The 13958-nt window shown below is 69.1% G+C and carries 13 protein-coding genes and 1 pseudogene; 6 read left to right on the forward strand and 8 right to left on the reverse strand.

Features of this window, described 5'->3' with window-relative positions:
• Positions 1-167: 167 nt before the first annotated feature.
• The 3 genes from QM721_RS08220 (at position 168) to QM721_RS08230 (ending at position 843) form a co-directional block, all read left to right on the forward strand.
• Positions 168-296, forward strand: coding sequence for a hypothetical protein (locus tag QM721_RS08220; RefSeq protein WP_415120808.1), 129 nt, complete (start codon positions 168-170; stop codon positions 294-296).
• Between the two features lie 83 nt (positions 297-379).
• Positions 380-535: a nucleotidyltransferase family protein gene (locus tag QM721_RS08225; RefSeq protein ID WP_415121061.1), complete on the forward strand. Its 156-nt coding sequence runs from the start codon at positions 380-382 to the stop codon at positions 533-535.
• Complete coding sequence (locus QM721_RS08230; protein WP_415120810.1) at positions 532-843, forward strand: HepT-like ribonuclease domain-containing protein; 312 nt, start codon at positions 532-534, stop codon at positions 841-843. Before QM721_RS08225 ends, QM721_RS08230 begins: the two co-directional genes overlap by 4 nt.
• Here the strand turns inward: QM721_RS08230 and QM721_RS08235 are convergent.
• The 8 genes and pseudogenes from QM721_RS08235 to QM721_RS08270 form a co-directional block, all read right to left on the reverse strand.
• Positions 842-1060, reverse strand: a pseudogene (locus tag QM721_RS08235) (transposase); the annotation flags it as partial. The gene QM721_RS08230 and the pseudogene QM721_RS08235 sit on opposite strands and share 2 nt — an antisense overlap.
• A gap of 8 nt (positions 1061-1068) precedes the next feature.
• Positions 1069-1923: an acyl-CoA thioesterase gene (locus tag QM721_RS08240; RefSeq protein ID WP_415120812.1), complete on the reverse strand. Its 855-nt coding sequence runs from the start codon at positions 1921-1923 to the stop codon at positions 1069-1071.
• Between the two features lie 6 nt (positions 1924-1929).
• Entirely contained in the window at positions 1930-2829 is a 900-nt protein-coding gene (locus tag QM721_RS08245) for a PAC2 family protein (protein ID WP_415120814.1), read from the reverse strand.
• 473 nt (positions 2830-3302) lie between these two features.
• Positions 3303-7280, reverse strand: coding sequence for an ATP-dependent RNA helicase HrpA (gene hrpA, locus QM721_RS08250; RefSeq protein ID WP_415120816.1), 3978 nt, complete (start codon positions 7278-7280; stop codon positions 3303-3305).
• 38 nt (positions 7281-7318) lie between these two features.
• Positions 7319-8191, reverse strand: coding sequence for a universal stress protein (locus QM721_RS08255; RefSeq protein WP_415120818.1), 873 nt, complete (start codon positions 8189-8191; stop codon positions 7319-7321).
• 30 nt (positions 8192-8221) lie between these two features.
• Positions 8222-8614, reverse strand: coding sequence for a pyridoxamine 5'-phosphate oxidase family protein (locus tag QM721_RS08260; RefSeq protein WP_415120820.1), 393 nt, complete (start codon positions 8612-8614; stop codon positions 8222-8224).
• A gap of 99 nt (positions 8615-8713) precedes the next feature.
• A complete protein-coding gene (locus tag QM721_RS08265; protein ID WP_415120822.1) occupies positions 8714-9655 on the reverse strand; it encodes a T3SS (YopN, CesT) and YbjN peptide-binding chaperone 1 in 942 nt (313 codons plus the stop codon).
• Between the two features lie 155 nt (positions 9656-9810).
• Positions 9811-10743 (reverse strand): AEC family transporter, encoded by a 933-nt coding sequence (locus tag QM721_RS08270; protein ID WP_415120824.1) that lies wholly within the window; start codon positions 10741-10743, stop codon positions 9811-9813.
• A 425-nt stretch (positions 10744-11168) separates the two neighbouring features.
• Here QM721_RS08270 and QM721_RS08275 point away from each other — a divergent pair, with 425 nt between their 5' ends.
• The 3 genes from QM721_RS08275 to QM721_RS08285 all read left to right on the forward strand — a co-directional run bounded on the left by QM721_RS08275 (position 11169) and on the right by QM721_RS08285 (position 13928).
• On the forward strand, positions 11169-12431 hold the full coding sequence (locus QM721_RS08275; protein WP_415120826.1) for an acyltransferase family protein: 1263 nt from the start codon (positions 11169-11171) through the stop codon (positions 12429-12431).
• A 28-nt stretch (positions 12432-12459) separates the two neighbouring features.
• On the forward strand, positions 12460-12981 hold the full coding sequence (locus QM721_RS08280) for a DedA family protein (RefSeq protein WP_415120828.1): 522 nt from the start codon (positions 12460-12462) through the stop codon (positions 12979-12981).
• 146 nt (positions 12982-13127) lie between these two features.
• Positions 13128-13928, forward strand: coding sequence for a YwiC-like family protein (locus QM721_RS08285; protein WP_415120830.1), 801 nt, complete (start codon positions 13128-13130; stop codon positions 13926-13928).
• Positions 13929-13958: the final 30 nt, after the last annotated feature.

Consider the following 13958-nt stretch of genomic DNA (forward strand, 5'->3'; position numbering starts at 1 on the left):
GCCCCATCACCCCGGGGCGGGCCGCTCCTGTGGATGCACTCATAGCATTTGCTATAGCCGGCCTCATGTCAGTCGGCTTGTCTGAGATCGCCCGCCGCACCGACGACGCCGTAGCTCGCGCTCGTGCGGAACTGGTTCACGCCGTACGAGAAGCTGCCTCCAGTGGCATGACACAGGCGCAGATCGCGACGGCGATCGGGCGCAGCCAGCCCGAGGTGTCCTGGCTGCTGCACTTCCACGGCACCTCCCGCTCGCCCGGCGACTCCGCGCGCACCTCTACGAGATCCGGACGCTAGTCGCTGAGGCAGGTGGCAACAACCCACGGGTATTCGGCTCGGTTGCCACCGGCCGAGACGGTGACAACTCCGACATCGATCTGCTGTTCACCATGACGACGCCGCTCAGCCTGATGCAACTGGGTGCCCTGGAGAGCCGGATCAGCCAACTGCTAGGCGTGGAGGTCGACGTGGTTTCCGAAGGCTCGCTGCGTCCCGAGTTCCGCGACCGCATCCTTGCGGAGGCAGTCGACCTATGAGTCGACCAACTGAGGGGATCCTGAGCGATGCCCTCACGCACCTCCAGACGATGCAGGCGTATGGCGGGCGCGATCTCGATGACCAGCTCGTCATCGATGCGATTTGCATGCGTCTGTCCGCGGGCATTGAAACCCTGGCGACCCTTGATGCCGAGTTGCGTGAATCCCTATTCGGCAACAACTGGCCACTGATGTGGGGCAGGTGTAACCGGATCGCGCGCGGCTACTTGCTCGTCGATTCAGCCATCGTCTACCAGACCCTGAAATACGACATCCCAACAATCGTCGCGCCAATGCGGAGCACGTGAAGCTGGTCCGCATCAGGTGCACAATGCAGGTCTGCACAATCGTGTCCGGCCACACCCTGTTCACCGCGTCGGGCAGACCAGTCAGGCCATCGCGAACCATCATGAGCACGTCTTCGACGCCGCGGTTCTTGATCTCGGTGAGCACTTGCAACCAGTACTTCGCACCCTCACCGCCATCGCCGGCCCACAACCCGAGGATGTCCCGGTTCCCCTCGATCGTGCCGGTCAGGCGTCCAGGAAGCGGATCAGGCCCTCTTGGGCGCAGGACGCGGCGAGGGTGCCGTCCTGGCCGAACAGCCGGCCCTGGGAGAAGCCCAGGCCCCCGGATGCCGAGGGCGACGACTGGTCGTAGAGCAGCCATTCGTCGGCGCGCACCGGGCGATGGAACCACATGGCGTGATCGATCGAGGCGGCCTGCAGGCGCGGCGACAGGAACTCCACCGGGTGCGCCAGCACGCTGACCGACAGCAGCGAGATGTCCGACAGGTAGGCCAACACCATCTGATGCACCCGCGGATCGTCCGGCAGCTTCGACTCAGCCTTGATCCACAGCATCAGCCGCGCCGCGCCTCTCTGGGCCGCGTCACCCGGCTCGGTGATGTAGCGGGCGTCCAGGGCGCCCCATTCCGCCTCCCAGAAGGCGGCCCGCCGGGCCGACCGCTCCCCCAGCACCTGCGCCGCCGGACGGCACCGCTCCGGGGGCGGCACGTCGGCGGGTATCGCGTCGGCGTGGTCGAGGCCCTCTTCGTGAACGTGAAACGAGCAAACCATCGAGAAGATCGGACGGCCGTCCTGTCGGGCCACCACCCGGCGCTGGCTGAACGTGCGTCCGTCCCGGGTGGGCTCGACCAGGTAGAGAATCGGCGTGGCCGGTGATCCGGGGCGCAGAAAGTAGGCGTTCAGCGAGTGCGCCGTTCGTTCAGCCGGCATGGTGCGGTACGCGGCGGCGAGCGCCTGGGCGAGCACCTGGCCGCCGAACGACCGCTGCAGCGACGTCACGGGCTGCGGCCCCCGAAACAGGTCGGTGTCGAGTTGCTCCAACTCGAGCAGCCCGAGCAGTTCGCCGGTGGTGCGCGGCATCGCGGGTCAGGCCCGTCCGTCGCCCGAGTCGTCCTGTTCGGCGAGGAACTGCTCCACCGCGGCACCGATCTCGTCGGCGGTGGGCACCACCGCACGGCCGGACTCGGCGAGTTGGTCGTACTGCTCTTCGAGGGCGGCCAGCACCGCCGGAAACTCGGAGTCCTCCTGCACCTCGGCCTGAATAGTGACCAGTTGCTGCTCGGCCTCGCTGTCGAGCGAGCCCAACGGAATGTTCAGCCCGGCGGCCTGGTTCATCCGGCGTAGCACGGCTGCGGTGGCCTGCGGAAACGTGGACTGCGCCAGGTAGTGCGGCACGTGCGCGACGAAGCCGATGCCCGTGATGCCGGCATGCCCGCCGCGGTATTCGAGGGCCGCCGAGAAGCTGCCCGGAATCTGAAGGCGGTCGATCCACAGCGGATTGCCGGTGGCCCGCTCCGGGTCGGTGGAATGCGAGGTGACCAGGGTCGGCCTGGTGTGCGGCACCGCCATCGGCACCCCACTGGCGGTGAGCAGCAGGGCCGAATCGAGGCGCTCGGCGATGCCCAGCACGGCCTGGGTCAGGCGTTGCCACTGGGTGTCGGGTTCGGGGCCGGTGAGCACCAGGAACGGACGGCCCTCGGCGTCGGTCGCCTTGTACAGCAGCAGCGAGAAGTCACTCATCGACACCCACTTGTTGGTGTCGAACACCATCTGCGGGCGGCGGCTGCGGTAGTCGTGCAATTGGTCGTGATCGAACTCGGCCAGCACCTCGTGATCGCAGTGCGCCAGGATGTGCGCCGACAGCCCCCGGTTGACCCCGGCCGCGTCGACGTACCCCTCGAAGAGGTGGATCAGCACCGGACGCTTGCCCTCCAGGCTCGACCACACCTCCGGGTTGAATGTGTAGAGCAACCGTGGATCGATCACGTGGGCAACCCTACCGCCCCAGCCTGACAACGCCCGGAGCACTTCGCCGAGGGCGGACGCCGCCGTTTCAGGGGACGGTTCTCGCTGGTTCAGAGGACGGTTCCGTTTGGTTCAGGGGACGGTTCTCGCTGGTTCAGGGGACAAGCACTTCAAGAGAAAGCTTCATCGGGGCCGCCGCTGGTCCTATCGAAACCCCCGCCAGGTTGAGCACTGATCTTCACAGCCTGCCGAGGCCTTAACCTGCGCCCGATATTCCAGTTCGTTCAAAGAGGAGTCCGCCTGGTTGCACGAACCTCAGCTACGCAGCCTTGAGAGTTTCGACAAGCTCAACCACCGAGAACCATCGATCAAAGATTTCCGAAGAACCGTCCCCTGAACCAAACGGAACCGTCCCCTGAACCAAGGAGAACCGTCCCCTGAACCAGCGAGAATCGTCCCCTGAACCGTTGCCGATGCGGTGATCGGCGATTCTGTCAGCGGGGCGGTTCCACCGCCGCCATGGCCGCGCGTACTCGCTTGGCCGAGATCGGTGCTGCCGTGCCCAGCGATTGCGCGAACAGGCTGACCCGCAGTTCTTCGAGCCGCCACCCAACGTCGGCGACGTCCGGCGGCAGCGATCCGGCCGGATAGCGAGCGCACAGGGCCCCGTACTCGTCTTCGAGGCCCTCGACGATCTCGGCGTTCACCCGGTCTCGCGCCGGGTTGGCCGAAGCCGCGGCCAGCCGCTGCTCGATCGCCTGCAGGTAGCGCGGCAGCCGCTGCCAGTGCGGGTCGGGGGTGCCGGCCACGAAGCCGCGATAGATCAGCCCAGCCAGTTGCTCGGTTACGTCCGCCCGCACCGCGGGGGCCGCTGCCGGCAGCGCCAGCCGCACCTGTGCGAACCGCTGCAGCACCTCGCCGGCGATGTTCACCACGGCCAGCATCGCATCGGCCGCGCCGGCGCGCACCCGGTCGCGCAGTGCCGCGAACCACGCCTCGTCGCGAACCAGCCAGGGGTCGCCAGCAGCCAGAATCAGGGTCTCGATCGCCTTCAGCCGGGCGTCGGCCAGCAGGGCCGGAACGCTCGGGTACGGCGAGCCGGCCAGTGCCAGCTTGGTCGGGTTGCCCAGCCGCGACACCACCCAGTTGGTGGGGTCCGGGCTGCTCAGGGCGACCAGCCGGCGCAGCCCGAGCAGGTGCGAGCGCCGGCCCTCCGACGGCGTCGCGAACACCGTCACTGCGACCCGGTCGATGTGGTCGGACAAGGCCGGATACCCCACCACGGCACCTTCGACCCGTTCGGCGACAGAGCCGAACTGCCAGCTCGTCGCCCCAGCGTGGGTGTGCTCGGACGCCTCGACGTTCAACTCTGCGCGCACCTTCGAGCCGAGTTGCTGCGCCAGTTCTGGCAGGTTCTTGCCGGTGGCCACCTCGGCGCCCTCGCGGGTGACCACGAAGCGCACCCGCAGGTGCTCGGGCACCGCTTCAAATTGCCAGGCATCCGCGGGCACCTGCACACCGAGCAGTTGCCGGATCGCCCGAGCGAGCCCGTCGGTCAGCGACTCCCCCGCCACCCGGTGCTGCTCCAGCCAGGCCACCGCGCGGCGGGCCGTGTCGGGTGCCGGCACCAGCTTGGCCCGCCACTGCTTGGGCAGCCCCCGCACCAGCGCGGTGACCAGTTCTTGGCGCAACCCCGGAACCTGCCAGCCGAAATCGTCGGCCACCACCTGGTTGAGCTGAGCCAGCTCGATGGACACCGTCACGCCGTCGTGACCTGAGCCCGGGTCGAACACGTAGCTGACCGGCAGGTCGAGGTCGCCGGTGCTCCAGTGGTCGGGAAAGTCGGACGCGTCGACGGCGTCGGCCCGCGGCAACAGCACGTCGGTGGGCAGGTCGAGCAGGCGCTCCTGGTGACGCCTGGCGTCGCGCCACCAGCGGTCGAAGTGGCCGACCGACACCACCTCGGCCGGAATCCGGGCATCGTAGAAGGCGTAGAGAGCGGCATCGTCGGCCAGCAGGTCGTGCCGGCGAGTGCGCTCGGCCAGCTCTTCGGCCTGCTGCCGCGCCGCCTCGTTGCGGGCCCAGAAGTGATGCCGGGTGTGCCACTGCCCCTCGACCAGCGCCGACTGGATGAACAGCCGGCGCGACTCGGCGGGGTCGATCCGTCCGTACGACACGGTGCGTCCGGCCACGATCGGCACCCCGAACAGGGTCACCCGCTCGGTGGCCACCGCCTGCCCGCTGCGTGCCGACCAGCGTGGCTCGGAATACGTCCGGTTCACCAGATGCGCCCCGACCTCTTCGACCCAGGCCTCGTCGATCGGCGCCACCGTGCGCGCCCACAGCCGGGTGGTCTCGACCAGTTCGACCGCCATCACCAGCGGTGGGTTGACCCGCGCCGCCGCCGATCCCGGGCTGATCGCGAACCGGCTGCCGCGCGCCCCCAGATACTCGCGGGGCCCGCGCCGACGCTCCCCCGGCCGGGCGGACGTCCGCTCGTCGAGCAGCCCGACATGCGACAACAGCCCCGACAGCACCGCCAGATGCACCCGGTCGGCGCCGGCCGGCTCACTGTTGCGGTTCATCCCCAGGTCGCGGCAGACGGTCTTGAGCTGCTCGTTCAGGTCCTCCCACTCGCGCACCCGCAAAAAATTCAGGTACTCGTCGCGGCACATCCGGCGAAAGGCGTTGCCGGAGCGCTCCTTGCGGGCCTGCCGCAGGTAGCTCCACAGCCGCAGCAGCGCCGCGATGTCGGACGGGTCGCGGCTGCCCGAGCCCTGCTCGGGCGCCGGGTCGTCGCTGAAGAACCGGCGGTGCAGCGCGTCGGCCTGGTGCTGAAACTCCGCCGGACGCTCGCGGACGTCCTGCACGGTCAGGCCGGCCACCACGGCCTGGGTCTCGCGCAGGCAGCCCTGCCGCTCGGCCTCGACCAGCATCCGGCCCAGCCGTGGGTCGACCGGGAGCCGGGCCAGTTTGTGCCCGATGGGGGTGAGCCGGACGCTGCCAGCACTGCCGCGGCGCCCGCGGCCCCGGCGCCCGGACGGCGCAGCGTCGCTCGAGCGCGTCGACCCGGATTCACCGCCGGTCGAGCCCGTCGAGACCCCCGTCGCAGCACTGGCCGAGCCCGTCGCGACAGTGGAGTGGCCAAGGGCGCGAGAGGTCTCGACACGCTCGCCCACCGAGGAGGAAGGCCCGACCGACGAAGCGGGCCCGCTGTTCCCGCGGGACGGCTCGATCGCCCCCAGTTCGGTGAGCAGCCGCAGCCCGTCGCTGATCTGGGCCCGGTCGGGCGGCTCCACGAACCCGAAGCGCTCGATGTCGCCCAGCCGGGCCTGCGCCATCTGCAGGATCACCGCGGCCAGGTTGGTGCGCAGGATCTCGGGTTCGGTGAACTGCGGGCGGGCCTCGAAGTCCTCCTCGCTGTACAGCCGGATGCAGACACCGGGCGCGACGCGTCCGCAGCGTCCGGCGCGCTGGTTGGCCGAGGCCTGCGAGACCGCCTCGATCGGCAGCCGCTGCACCTTGGTGCGCGCCGAATACCGCGAGATGCGGGCGAAGCCGGGGTCGACCACCGACCGGATGCCGGGCACGGTGAGCGAGGTCTCGGCCACGTTGGTGGCCAGCACCACCCGCAGGCCGGCATGCCGGGCGAACACCCGGTGCTGCTCGTGCGCCGACAGCCGCGCGTACAACGGCAGGATCTCGACCGGGCGCGGGGTGAGCGAGCGCCAGTCGAGGGCCCCGAGGGCGTCCGCGGCATCGCGAATGTCACGTTCGCCCGAGCAGAAGACCAGAATGTCGCCGTCGGGCCCGTCCAGCATCAGTTCGGTGACGGCGTCGCAGATGCCGTCGATCAGGTCGCGGTCGATGCCCTGTTCGATCACCGGACGCCAGCGCACCTCGACCGGGTAGGTACGGCCCGACACCTCGATGATCGGCGCCTTGTCGAAGTGTTCGCTGAACCGGGCGGTGTCGATGGTGGCCGAGGTGACGATCAGCTTCAGGTCGGGCCGTCGTGGCAGCAACTGCTTGAGGTAACCGAGCAGGAAGTCGATGTTGAGGCTGCGCTCATGAGCCTCGTCGATGATCAGCGTGTCGTAGCGGCGCAGGTCACGGTCGTGGGCGATCTCGGCGAGCAGAATGCCGTCGGTCATCACCTTGACCCTGGTCTGCCGTGACGTCTTCGCCGTGAACCGCACCTGGTAGCCCACCACCTCGCCCAGTGGCGTGCCGAGTTCTTCGGCGATGCGCTCGGCCAGGCTGCGGGCGGCGATCCGCCGTGGCTGGGTGTGGCCGACGCGCCGGCGTCCGGCGGCGAGGCAGAGCTTGGGCAACTGGGTGGTCTTGCCCGACCCGGTTTCGCCGGCCACGATCAGCACCTGATGGTTGCCGAGCGCGGCCACGATGTCGTCGGCCCACTCGGCGATCGGCAGCGCCGGGTCGACCGTGAGCCTCAGTGCGGGTTCGGACACGACCGATCAGCTTACGTCACGAGCCGGACGCTCACCGGTCAGCGCTTGACCAGTACCACCGGGCAGCCGGCGTAGGTCAACATGCCCCGCGCCACGCTGCCCACCGAGTAGGTCGGGAAGCGGACGGCCGCCTCGAGCACCAGCACCGACACCTGCTCGCTGAACGCGGCGAGCTCATCGATCGGCGAGCCGTAGCGCACCTCGGCCTCGATGGCCGGCGTCGCCGGGTGCCGTGCCGCCACCTCACCGACCAGATCGGCCTGGGCAGTGACCGTCTGTTCGAGGGCCGCGTCAATCTGTTGCTGGCTGACGGCGGAGCGGAAGATCCGGCTCTGTGGCGCCCGGCATACCGTCATTACCCGTACCGGCCGTCCGGCGAACAGCGGATTCGACAGCGCCCAGTCGAGAGCCGCGACCCCTGAACCGCCGGCGTCGAGAGCCACCCCGATCGGCCCCGTGGGCTGGGTGGCGGTGTCTGAGACCACGACCAGGGGGCAGTGCACCGAGCCGGCCAGCCCCACCGTGGTCGAGCCCGAGAATTGCCTGCTGACCCCGCTGTTGGCCCGCCGTCCGACCACCACCATGGAACAGTTCTGGCTGAGCTGGGTGAGCACCCCGATCGGGGTGCCCACGGCCACCTTGGTTTGAATGCGCTTCTTGGCCACCCCCAGCGAGTGCGCCACAGCGGCCGCCTCGATCAGCAGCCGGCGAGCCCTGCTCTGTACCGCAGCGGCGTCGAACACCACCCCCCAGGCGGTGTTCACCACCGTGTCGTCGGCGACGAACACCAACTGCAGCAATGTCTTCGTGGCGGCGGCGACCCGGGCTGCGTATTCGAGTGCTTGCACGGCGTCGTCGGACGCGTCGTAGCCCAACAGGATCGGCGGTGGGCCGAGGTATGGCTTGGGCATCGTGACGCTGCTCCTACTCGGTGGGTTGAATCAATCGGCGGCAATCGATCGTCCGGCGTAGTGGTCGGCGGCGATACCGATCACGAGCGGACGATCGCCGGGCGCCCACGGGTCGGGCATATCGGCCGGCAGGGTGGCCACCGCCGCCCCGGACGTGCCGTGCACCAGAATGCTCCAGCCCGTCGAAGTCTCGTCGTCGAGGTCGTCCACCTGGAACGACACCTCAAGCGGCCGCACCAGTTCGGCCAGCGGCGAGCCGTTCATGGTGCGAAACACGATGGTGTCGCCGACCATGCCGTAGCTCACCGGCAGGATCTGAACCCCCGCGGCTGAGTTCCAGCCGACCCGTCCGAACCTGCGAGTGGCCAGCAGCAGCCGGCATTCCGCCTCATCGAGTCTGGTCAGGTGCCCGTACTGCGCCATGAGGTGACCTTACTGGTATTTCGCGCCGGCCCCCCAGAGCTTCCAGCCCCGCACCGCGGCATGTCTTCCGCGTCGGTCGGGGACGTCCGCTCGACCGCCTCAGCCGTCGCTGGCGAAGGTGGTGCGTCCGCGCAATTTGGAGGCCAGGTGCTCGTCGATCTCGTCGGCCACCACCGATACCGCCCGCAGGGCCTGGTGCAGGTGAGCGGGCACGAACGGCTGAGCAAAAATCGACAGCGACACGAACACCCGGTCTTTGATCAGCATGAACCGGACGAACCGGGCCTCGGTGTTGAGGTCGCTGAGCACTTCCATCGCGCGGCTACGTCCCTCGACATCGTGCACGACCGCCGAGAACACCAGCACCTCTTGGGCATCGGTGGTGGCCCGCACGAACACCATGGTCGAACCCACCCGCAAAGCGAAGTCGCCATCGGCGTCCTGCAGTGGCTGATGGCCCAGCAACTCGGTCAGCTCGGCCTCGATCAGCCGGTCGAGTTCGGGCTTGCCGCTGACCAGTTGGGCGATCAGCTCGTCCGGCGCGAAGGTAGTGGACGGCGCCTCGCGGGCGCCCGGCGGGGTGAGGATCTCGGCTAGCTGGTCGGGGGCCAGAAAGGCGGGGTGTGGCACCAGATAGACCTCACGCAGCACCCGGGTGGCGCTGGCGGCCAGCTCGGACGCCCGTTCTTGGTCGCCCGCACGCCAGTAGTTCTCGGTGGGGTACCCGGAGTCGACGTTGGGCGGGTTCCAGCCGAATTGCTCCAGCGCCTCCAACTGATGAGACGCCAACTGGAACTCTTCGCTGAGCGCGGCGTTGCCGGCGGCCTCGGCGATGAGCTCGAGGCCCCGCCGGCACCTGAACAGCACAAAGGGCGAGGTGCCCTCCTGCTCGGTGGCCAGTGAGCCGATCCGAAGGGTGGCGCCCGGGTCCATATGCGAGATCACGTCGGCCAGGCGGGCCGAGAACTCCGACCACGCCTCGGCCGTGCTTCTGTCCAGGTCGAAGGCATGCACCTCGCTGGCGTTGTTCGGGTCGTCCACACCTCCAACCTAGCCCGACGCCACCCACGAGGGAACCGCAGCGGCCGACGCGTGTCGACACCGTCGCCCTGATCGGACGCCGGTGGGGAGTGATCGCGGACGGTGTCAGTTCGGTCGCAACCATGAGACAGCGGGGACGGCGCCGCAGCGCCGATTCAGGCCAGCAGGGCGGCGATCAGCGTGATGCTGGGCACCGACAGCATCGTCGAGAGGAAGATCGAGTCGCGGGCCAATAGGACGGCCACCTCGTAGCGCGACGCGATCACGTAGATGTTCTGGGCGGCGGGCAGGGCTGCGATCACCGTAACGGCGAGCAGTTCATGCCCAGTCAGGCCGAAGAGGAAGGTGCCCAGCGCCCAGGCAGCCAGCGGCATCAGTACCACCTTGACGGACTGAATCAGCCACACGTGCGGGACGTGCGCACCGCCGCGGCTCAACGGGTCGAGCCGCATCGAGACGCCGAAGGCGAGCAGCATCGCCGGCACCGCGACCGCTCCCACCATCTCCATCGGAGTCATCAGCAAGGGTGGCAGCTCGATGCCCGCCAGGTTCACCGCCACAGCGGCCAGCACCGCCGTGGTGATCGGGTTGCGCAGCGGCAGGGTGAGATAGCTGTGCCAGGCGAGTGGTTCGCCACTGCGGCGGGCGCTGCGGGTGTCGAGCAGTGCCAGGGCCAGCGGCTGCAGCAGACCCACCTGCACCAGCATGATCGGCGCCATCCAGGTCATGTCGCCCATGATCGCCGCGGCGATCGGCAGCCCCAGGTTGCCCGCGTTGGTGTAGCAGGAGCACAGCGTGCCGATCACCGTGCGGGCGTCGAACGGCCCCAGTGCGGCGCGGGCCACCGCCAGGTAGGCGACCGCAGCGAGCACGATGGCCAGCAACGACACGGTCAGCGTGTGCGAGAAGAGGTGGGTCAGATCAGCCTGCGAGACCAGCGAGAAGATGAGCGCCGGCGAGGCCACCAGAAACGCGAGCCGGCTGAGCAGTGCCCGGTGCAACTCGCCCAGCACCTTGAAGTGGGCCAGCAGCGCGCCGGTCGCCACGATCGCGCCGATCGTGAAGAAGCCAGCCAGAGCGCCCTGCACCGTCGCAACCCTAATGTCGTGACGCCGGGGCGGGTCGCCGGTGCCAACCGCCGGTCGAGCCTGTCGAGACCACAGCTGAACCCTTGCGCTGGTTGAGCGTGTCGAAACCCCTCGTGAAGGCACGCTATCCGAGGTCTCGACAAGCTGTGAGAGACCAACGAGAGACCGACCCTTCCTCAGTTCGGCGCGTCCCGTAGCCCCACGCCCCGCATCGTGACGCTCGCCCTCTTTGTGCCGCTCAGCCCGTGGGCGAGCAGTCCGGGCCGATGATCGCGATCTGCTCGCCCGTCTGCGGGCGCCCCGACGAGCACACGACTCAGTGCGGCTCATCGGCGTCACCGGGCGCAACTCGCGCGCGGGCCAGCGGCGTCCGAACGGCACCGACCGCTGCGACGGCCGTCGCAGGGCGCGTACGATGACCGCCGATGACCCAGCGCAACCATCTGATCGACCTGGCCCGCGCCCTGTCAGTGCTCGTGGTGGTCACCTTTCATTGCCTGCTCTACCAGGTGGTCGTGGTGGACGGGCGTCCGCAGGTGGTGCCCTGGGCACCCCAGCCGCATGCCGCGTGGTGGACCGCGAGCTGGCTGGTGATGATCATTCCGTTGTTCTTCATCGCCGGCGGCTTCGCACACGCCCTGGTGGTCGACAAGCAACGCGCGCAGGGCCGCGGCTACACCTACTACCTGGCCTCGCGCGCCCATCGGCTGGTCGGGCCGCTGCTGATCTTCGTCGGGTTCTGCACCGCACTCACCACCGCGGCAGCGTGGCTCGGACCCACTGGGCCCGCCGTCGCACTGAGCGTGCAGTTCGCCCAATTGCTGTGGTTCATCGCGGTCTACCTGGTGATCGTCGGGGTGGCACCGTTCATGGTGACCCTGCACGACCGGACGCCCTGGCTGCCGGTGGTGGTCCTGGGTGTTCTCGCGATCGCCGTTGACGTCTGGTCGTTCGCGGCGGGGGACTTCCAGGTTCGCTACGCCAACCTGCTCACCGTGTGGCCGCTGTGCCATCAATTCGGCATCGCCTACCACCGCGGGTGGTTCCGCACCGGCGCGGCCTGGGTGCCGTCGCTCGTGATCGGCCTGGCCGCAACCACCATCGCAGTGCTGATCTTCGGCTTCGGCTACCCCGGATCGTCCATCGGGTTGGGTGACATTCCGATCGCCAACGTGCTGCCGCCGACGGTCGCGATGGCGGTGCTCGGCGCGGCGCAGGTGTCGGTGCTGGGCCTGCTGCAGCGGGCCGGGGTCGCGGCGACGCTGAGCCGACGCAACGAGCGTGCCCTGGCGCTGGCCAATGCCCTGGCGGTCACCACCTATCTGTGGCACATACCCTGCATCGTCATCGCCGGCGGGCTGCTGGTCGGGCTGTCGCTGCTGGTGCCGCCGGCCGTCGGGGTGCTGCTGGCGCAGCCCACGATGGTGATCGTCACCTATGCCGTGATCGCTCTGGTCGTGCCGAGAATCGGACGGCTGGAGTACGCGCTGATCCCCCGGTTGGGCGAGACCCCCGCACGCGGCGTGCTGCCGGCCTATCTGTTGCTGATGCTCGGCACGGCCCTGGTGTGGCACTACGGCACCGTGCTGCACCCGGCGCAGCCGGCGTCCGCCGCCGGCCTAGCGCTGCTGGCCGGTGGCATGGCGTGGCTGGCCCGGGCGGCCAGCGCGCCGCCTCGAATAGACTGACGCCCCCGACGAGCGAAGGCGGTGAGCGTTGGATCCGACCCAATGGGGCGCACCGTTCCCGGTCGCGGTGAGCGCACTGTTCTGCATCGTGCTGCTGCGCTCGAACGCCACCTATTGGGTGGGACGGCTGGTGGCCAACGGCGCGCACCGCACCCGCGCGGCGCAGTGGATGGACTCCCCCCGCTACCGGCAGGCGGTGCAGAAGATCAACCGCTGGGGCGCTCCAGCGGTCAGTGCCTCGTTTCTGACCGTCGGTGTACAGACGGTGATCAACCTGGCCGCCGGCGCCGTCCGAATGCCGCTGACCCGCTACATTCCGGCGACGATCGTCGGCTCGATCGCCTGGGCATTTCTCTACGGCACGGTCGGGTTCGTCGGCTTCGAAGCGTTCTCGCTGCTGTGGGAACACTCCCCCACCGTGGCGTGGGGTGCCGGCCTGGTGGCGCTGGCCGGCCTGACCTGGTTCATCGTCCGGCAGGTGCGGCAGGGCCGCGCGGAGACCGGCCCCGAGCCGACCGCACCCGCCGAAGACCGACCCCCCGTCGGTTGAGCACCGTTGGTTGAGCTTGTCGAAACCCTTGTCGACCCTGAATCGTTCGAGACCTCGACACGCTCGACCGACAGTGGACGAGTTTCCTCGGCCTGATCGTGACGGACCCCCGGCGCGAGCCAATCAACTCGCTTAGGGTTGCTCTTGTGGCTGGTCGAGCGTCCGCTGGGTGGATCCCCAACCAGCACGGCGCATGGGCGATGCTGGCGGTACCGATCGCGGCGGGTCTGGCCCTTCGTCCAGCCGGCTCGGCCTATGCCCCGTTCCTGGCTGCCTTCTGCGTGCTCGGCTACTTCGCCTTCCACGCCACCTCGCAATGGTTGAAGAGCGCTCCCGTGCGGCGAGCCCGCTATCGGCCGGCGATGCTGGCCTACACAGCCCTCGCGCTCGGCGTCGGCCTGATCGCCCTGGCGCTCGGCGGCTGGACGCTACTGCACTGGCTGCCGCCCGTGGTGGCCCTGTTGGCTCCCGCGCTGTGGCTGGCCCAGCACCGCAATGAGCGCGCCCTGGTCGGCGGCGCGCTAACCACCGCGGCGGCTTGCCTGAGCACCGTCGTCCTCGCCTACCGATCACCGGCGGCAATCGTCGCGGACTGGCCAGCGGCACACACCGCCCTGCTGCTCGCCGTGACCCTGTTCGGCTACTTCTTCGGCACGGTGCTGCACGTTAAGAGCCTGATCCGCGAGCGCGGCAACCCTCGCATCGAGCGCGCCTCCGTCATCTGGCACCTCGGCTGGACGGCGGCCAGTGTTCCGCTGTGGGGCTGGTTCCCGGGGCTGATCTGGGCCGCGGTCTTCGCCGCGACGACGATCCGCACCGTGGCATTGGCACGGCTCGCCCGATCCGGCCCCGTTCGTCCGCTCACCATCGGCCTCATCGAAGTCGCGCTGAGCGCACTGGTGCTGGCCGGCGTCCTGTTCACCATCGGCACAACGGGGCCAGCCTGACCGGTTCACCCGGCGATGGACACCAACCGG

The sequence above is a fragment of the Micropruina sp. genome (assembly GCF_047602085.1).
GTDB lineage: Bacteria > Actinomycetota > Actinomycetes > Propionibacteriales > Propionibacteriaceae > Micropruina.

Excerpts from the sequence above, each read along its gene's own strand:
- QM721_RS08220 (WP_415120808.1), top strand. The coding sequence starts at position 168 with ATGACACAGGCGCAGATCGCGACGGCGATCGGGCGCAGCCAGCCCGAG.
- QM721_RS08230 (WP_415120810.1), top strand. The coding sequence starts at position 532 with ATGAGTCGACCAACTGAGGGGATCCTGAGCGATGCCCTCACGCACCTC.
- QM721_RS08240 (WP_415120812.1), bottom strand. The coding sequence starts at position 1,923 with ATGCCGCGCACCACCGGCGAACTGCTCGGGCTGCTCGAGTTGGAGCAA.
- QM721_RS08255 (WP_415120818.1), bottom strand. The coding sequence starts at position 8,191 with ATGCCCAAGCCATACCTCGGCCCACCGCCGATCCTGTTGGGCTACGAC.
- QM721_RS08260 (WP_415120820.1), bottom strand. The coding sequence starts at position 8,614 with ATGGCGCAGTACGGGCACCTGACCAGACTCGATGAGGCGGAATGCCGG.
- QM721_RS08275 (WP_415120826.1), top strand. The coding sequence starts at position 11,169 with ATGACCCAGCGCAACCATCTGATCGACCTGGCCCGCGCCCTGTCAGTG.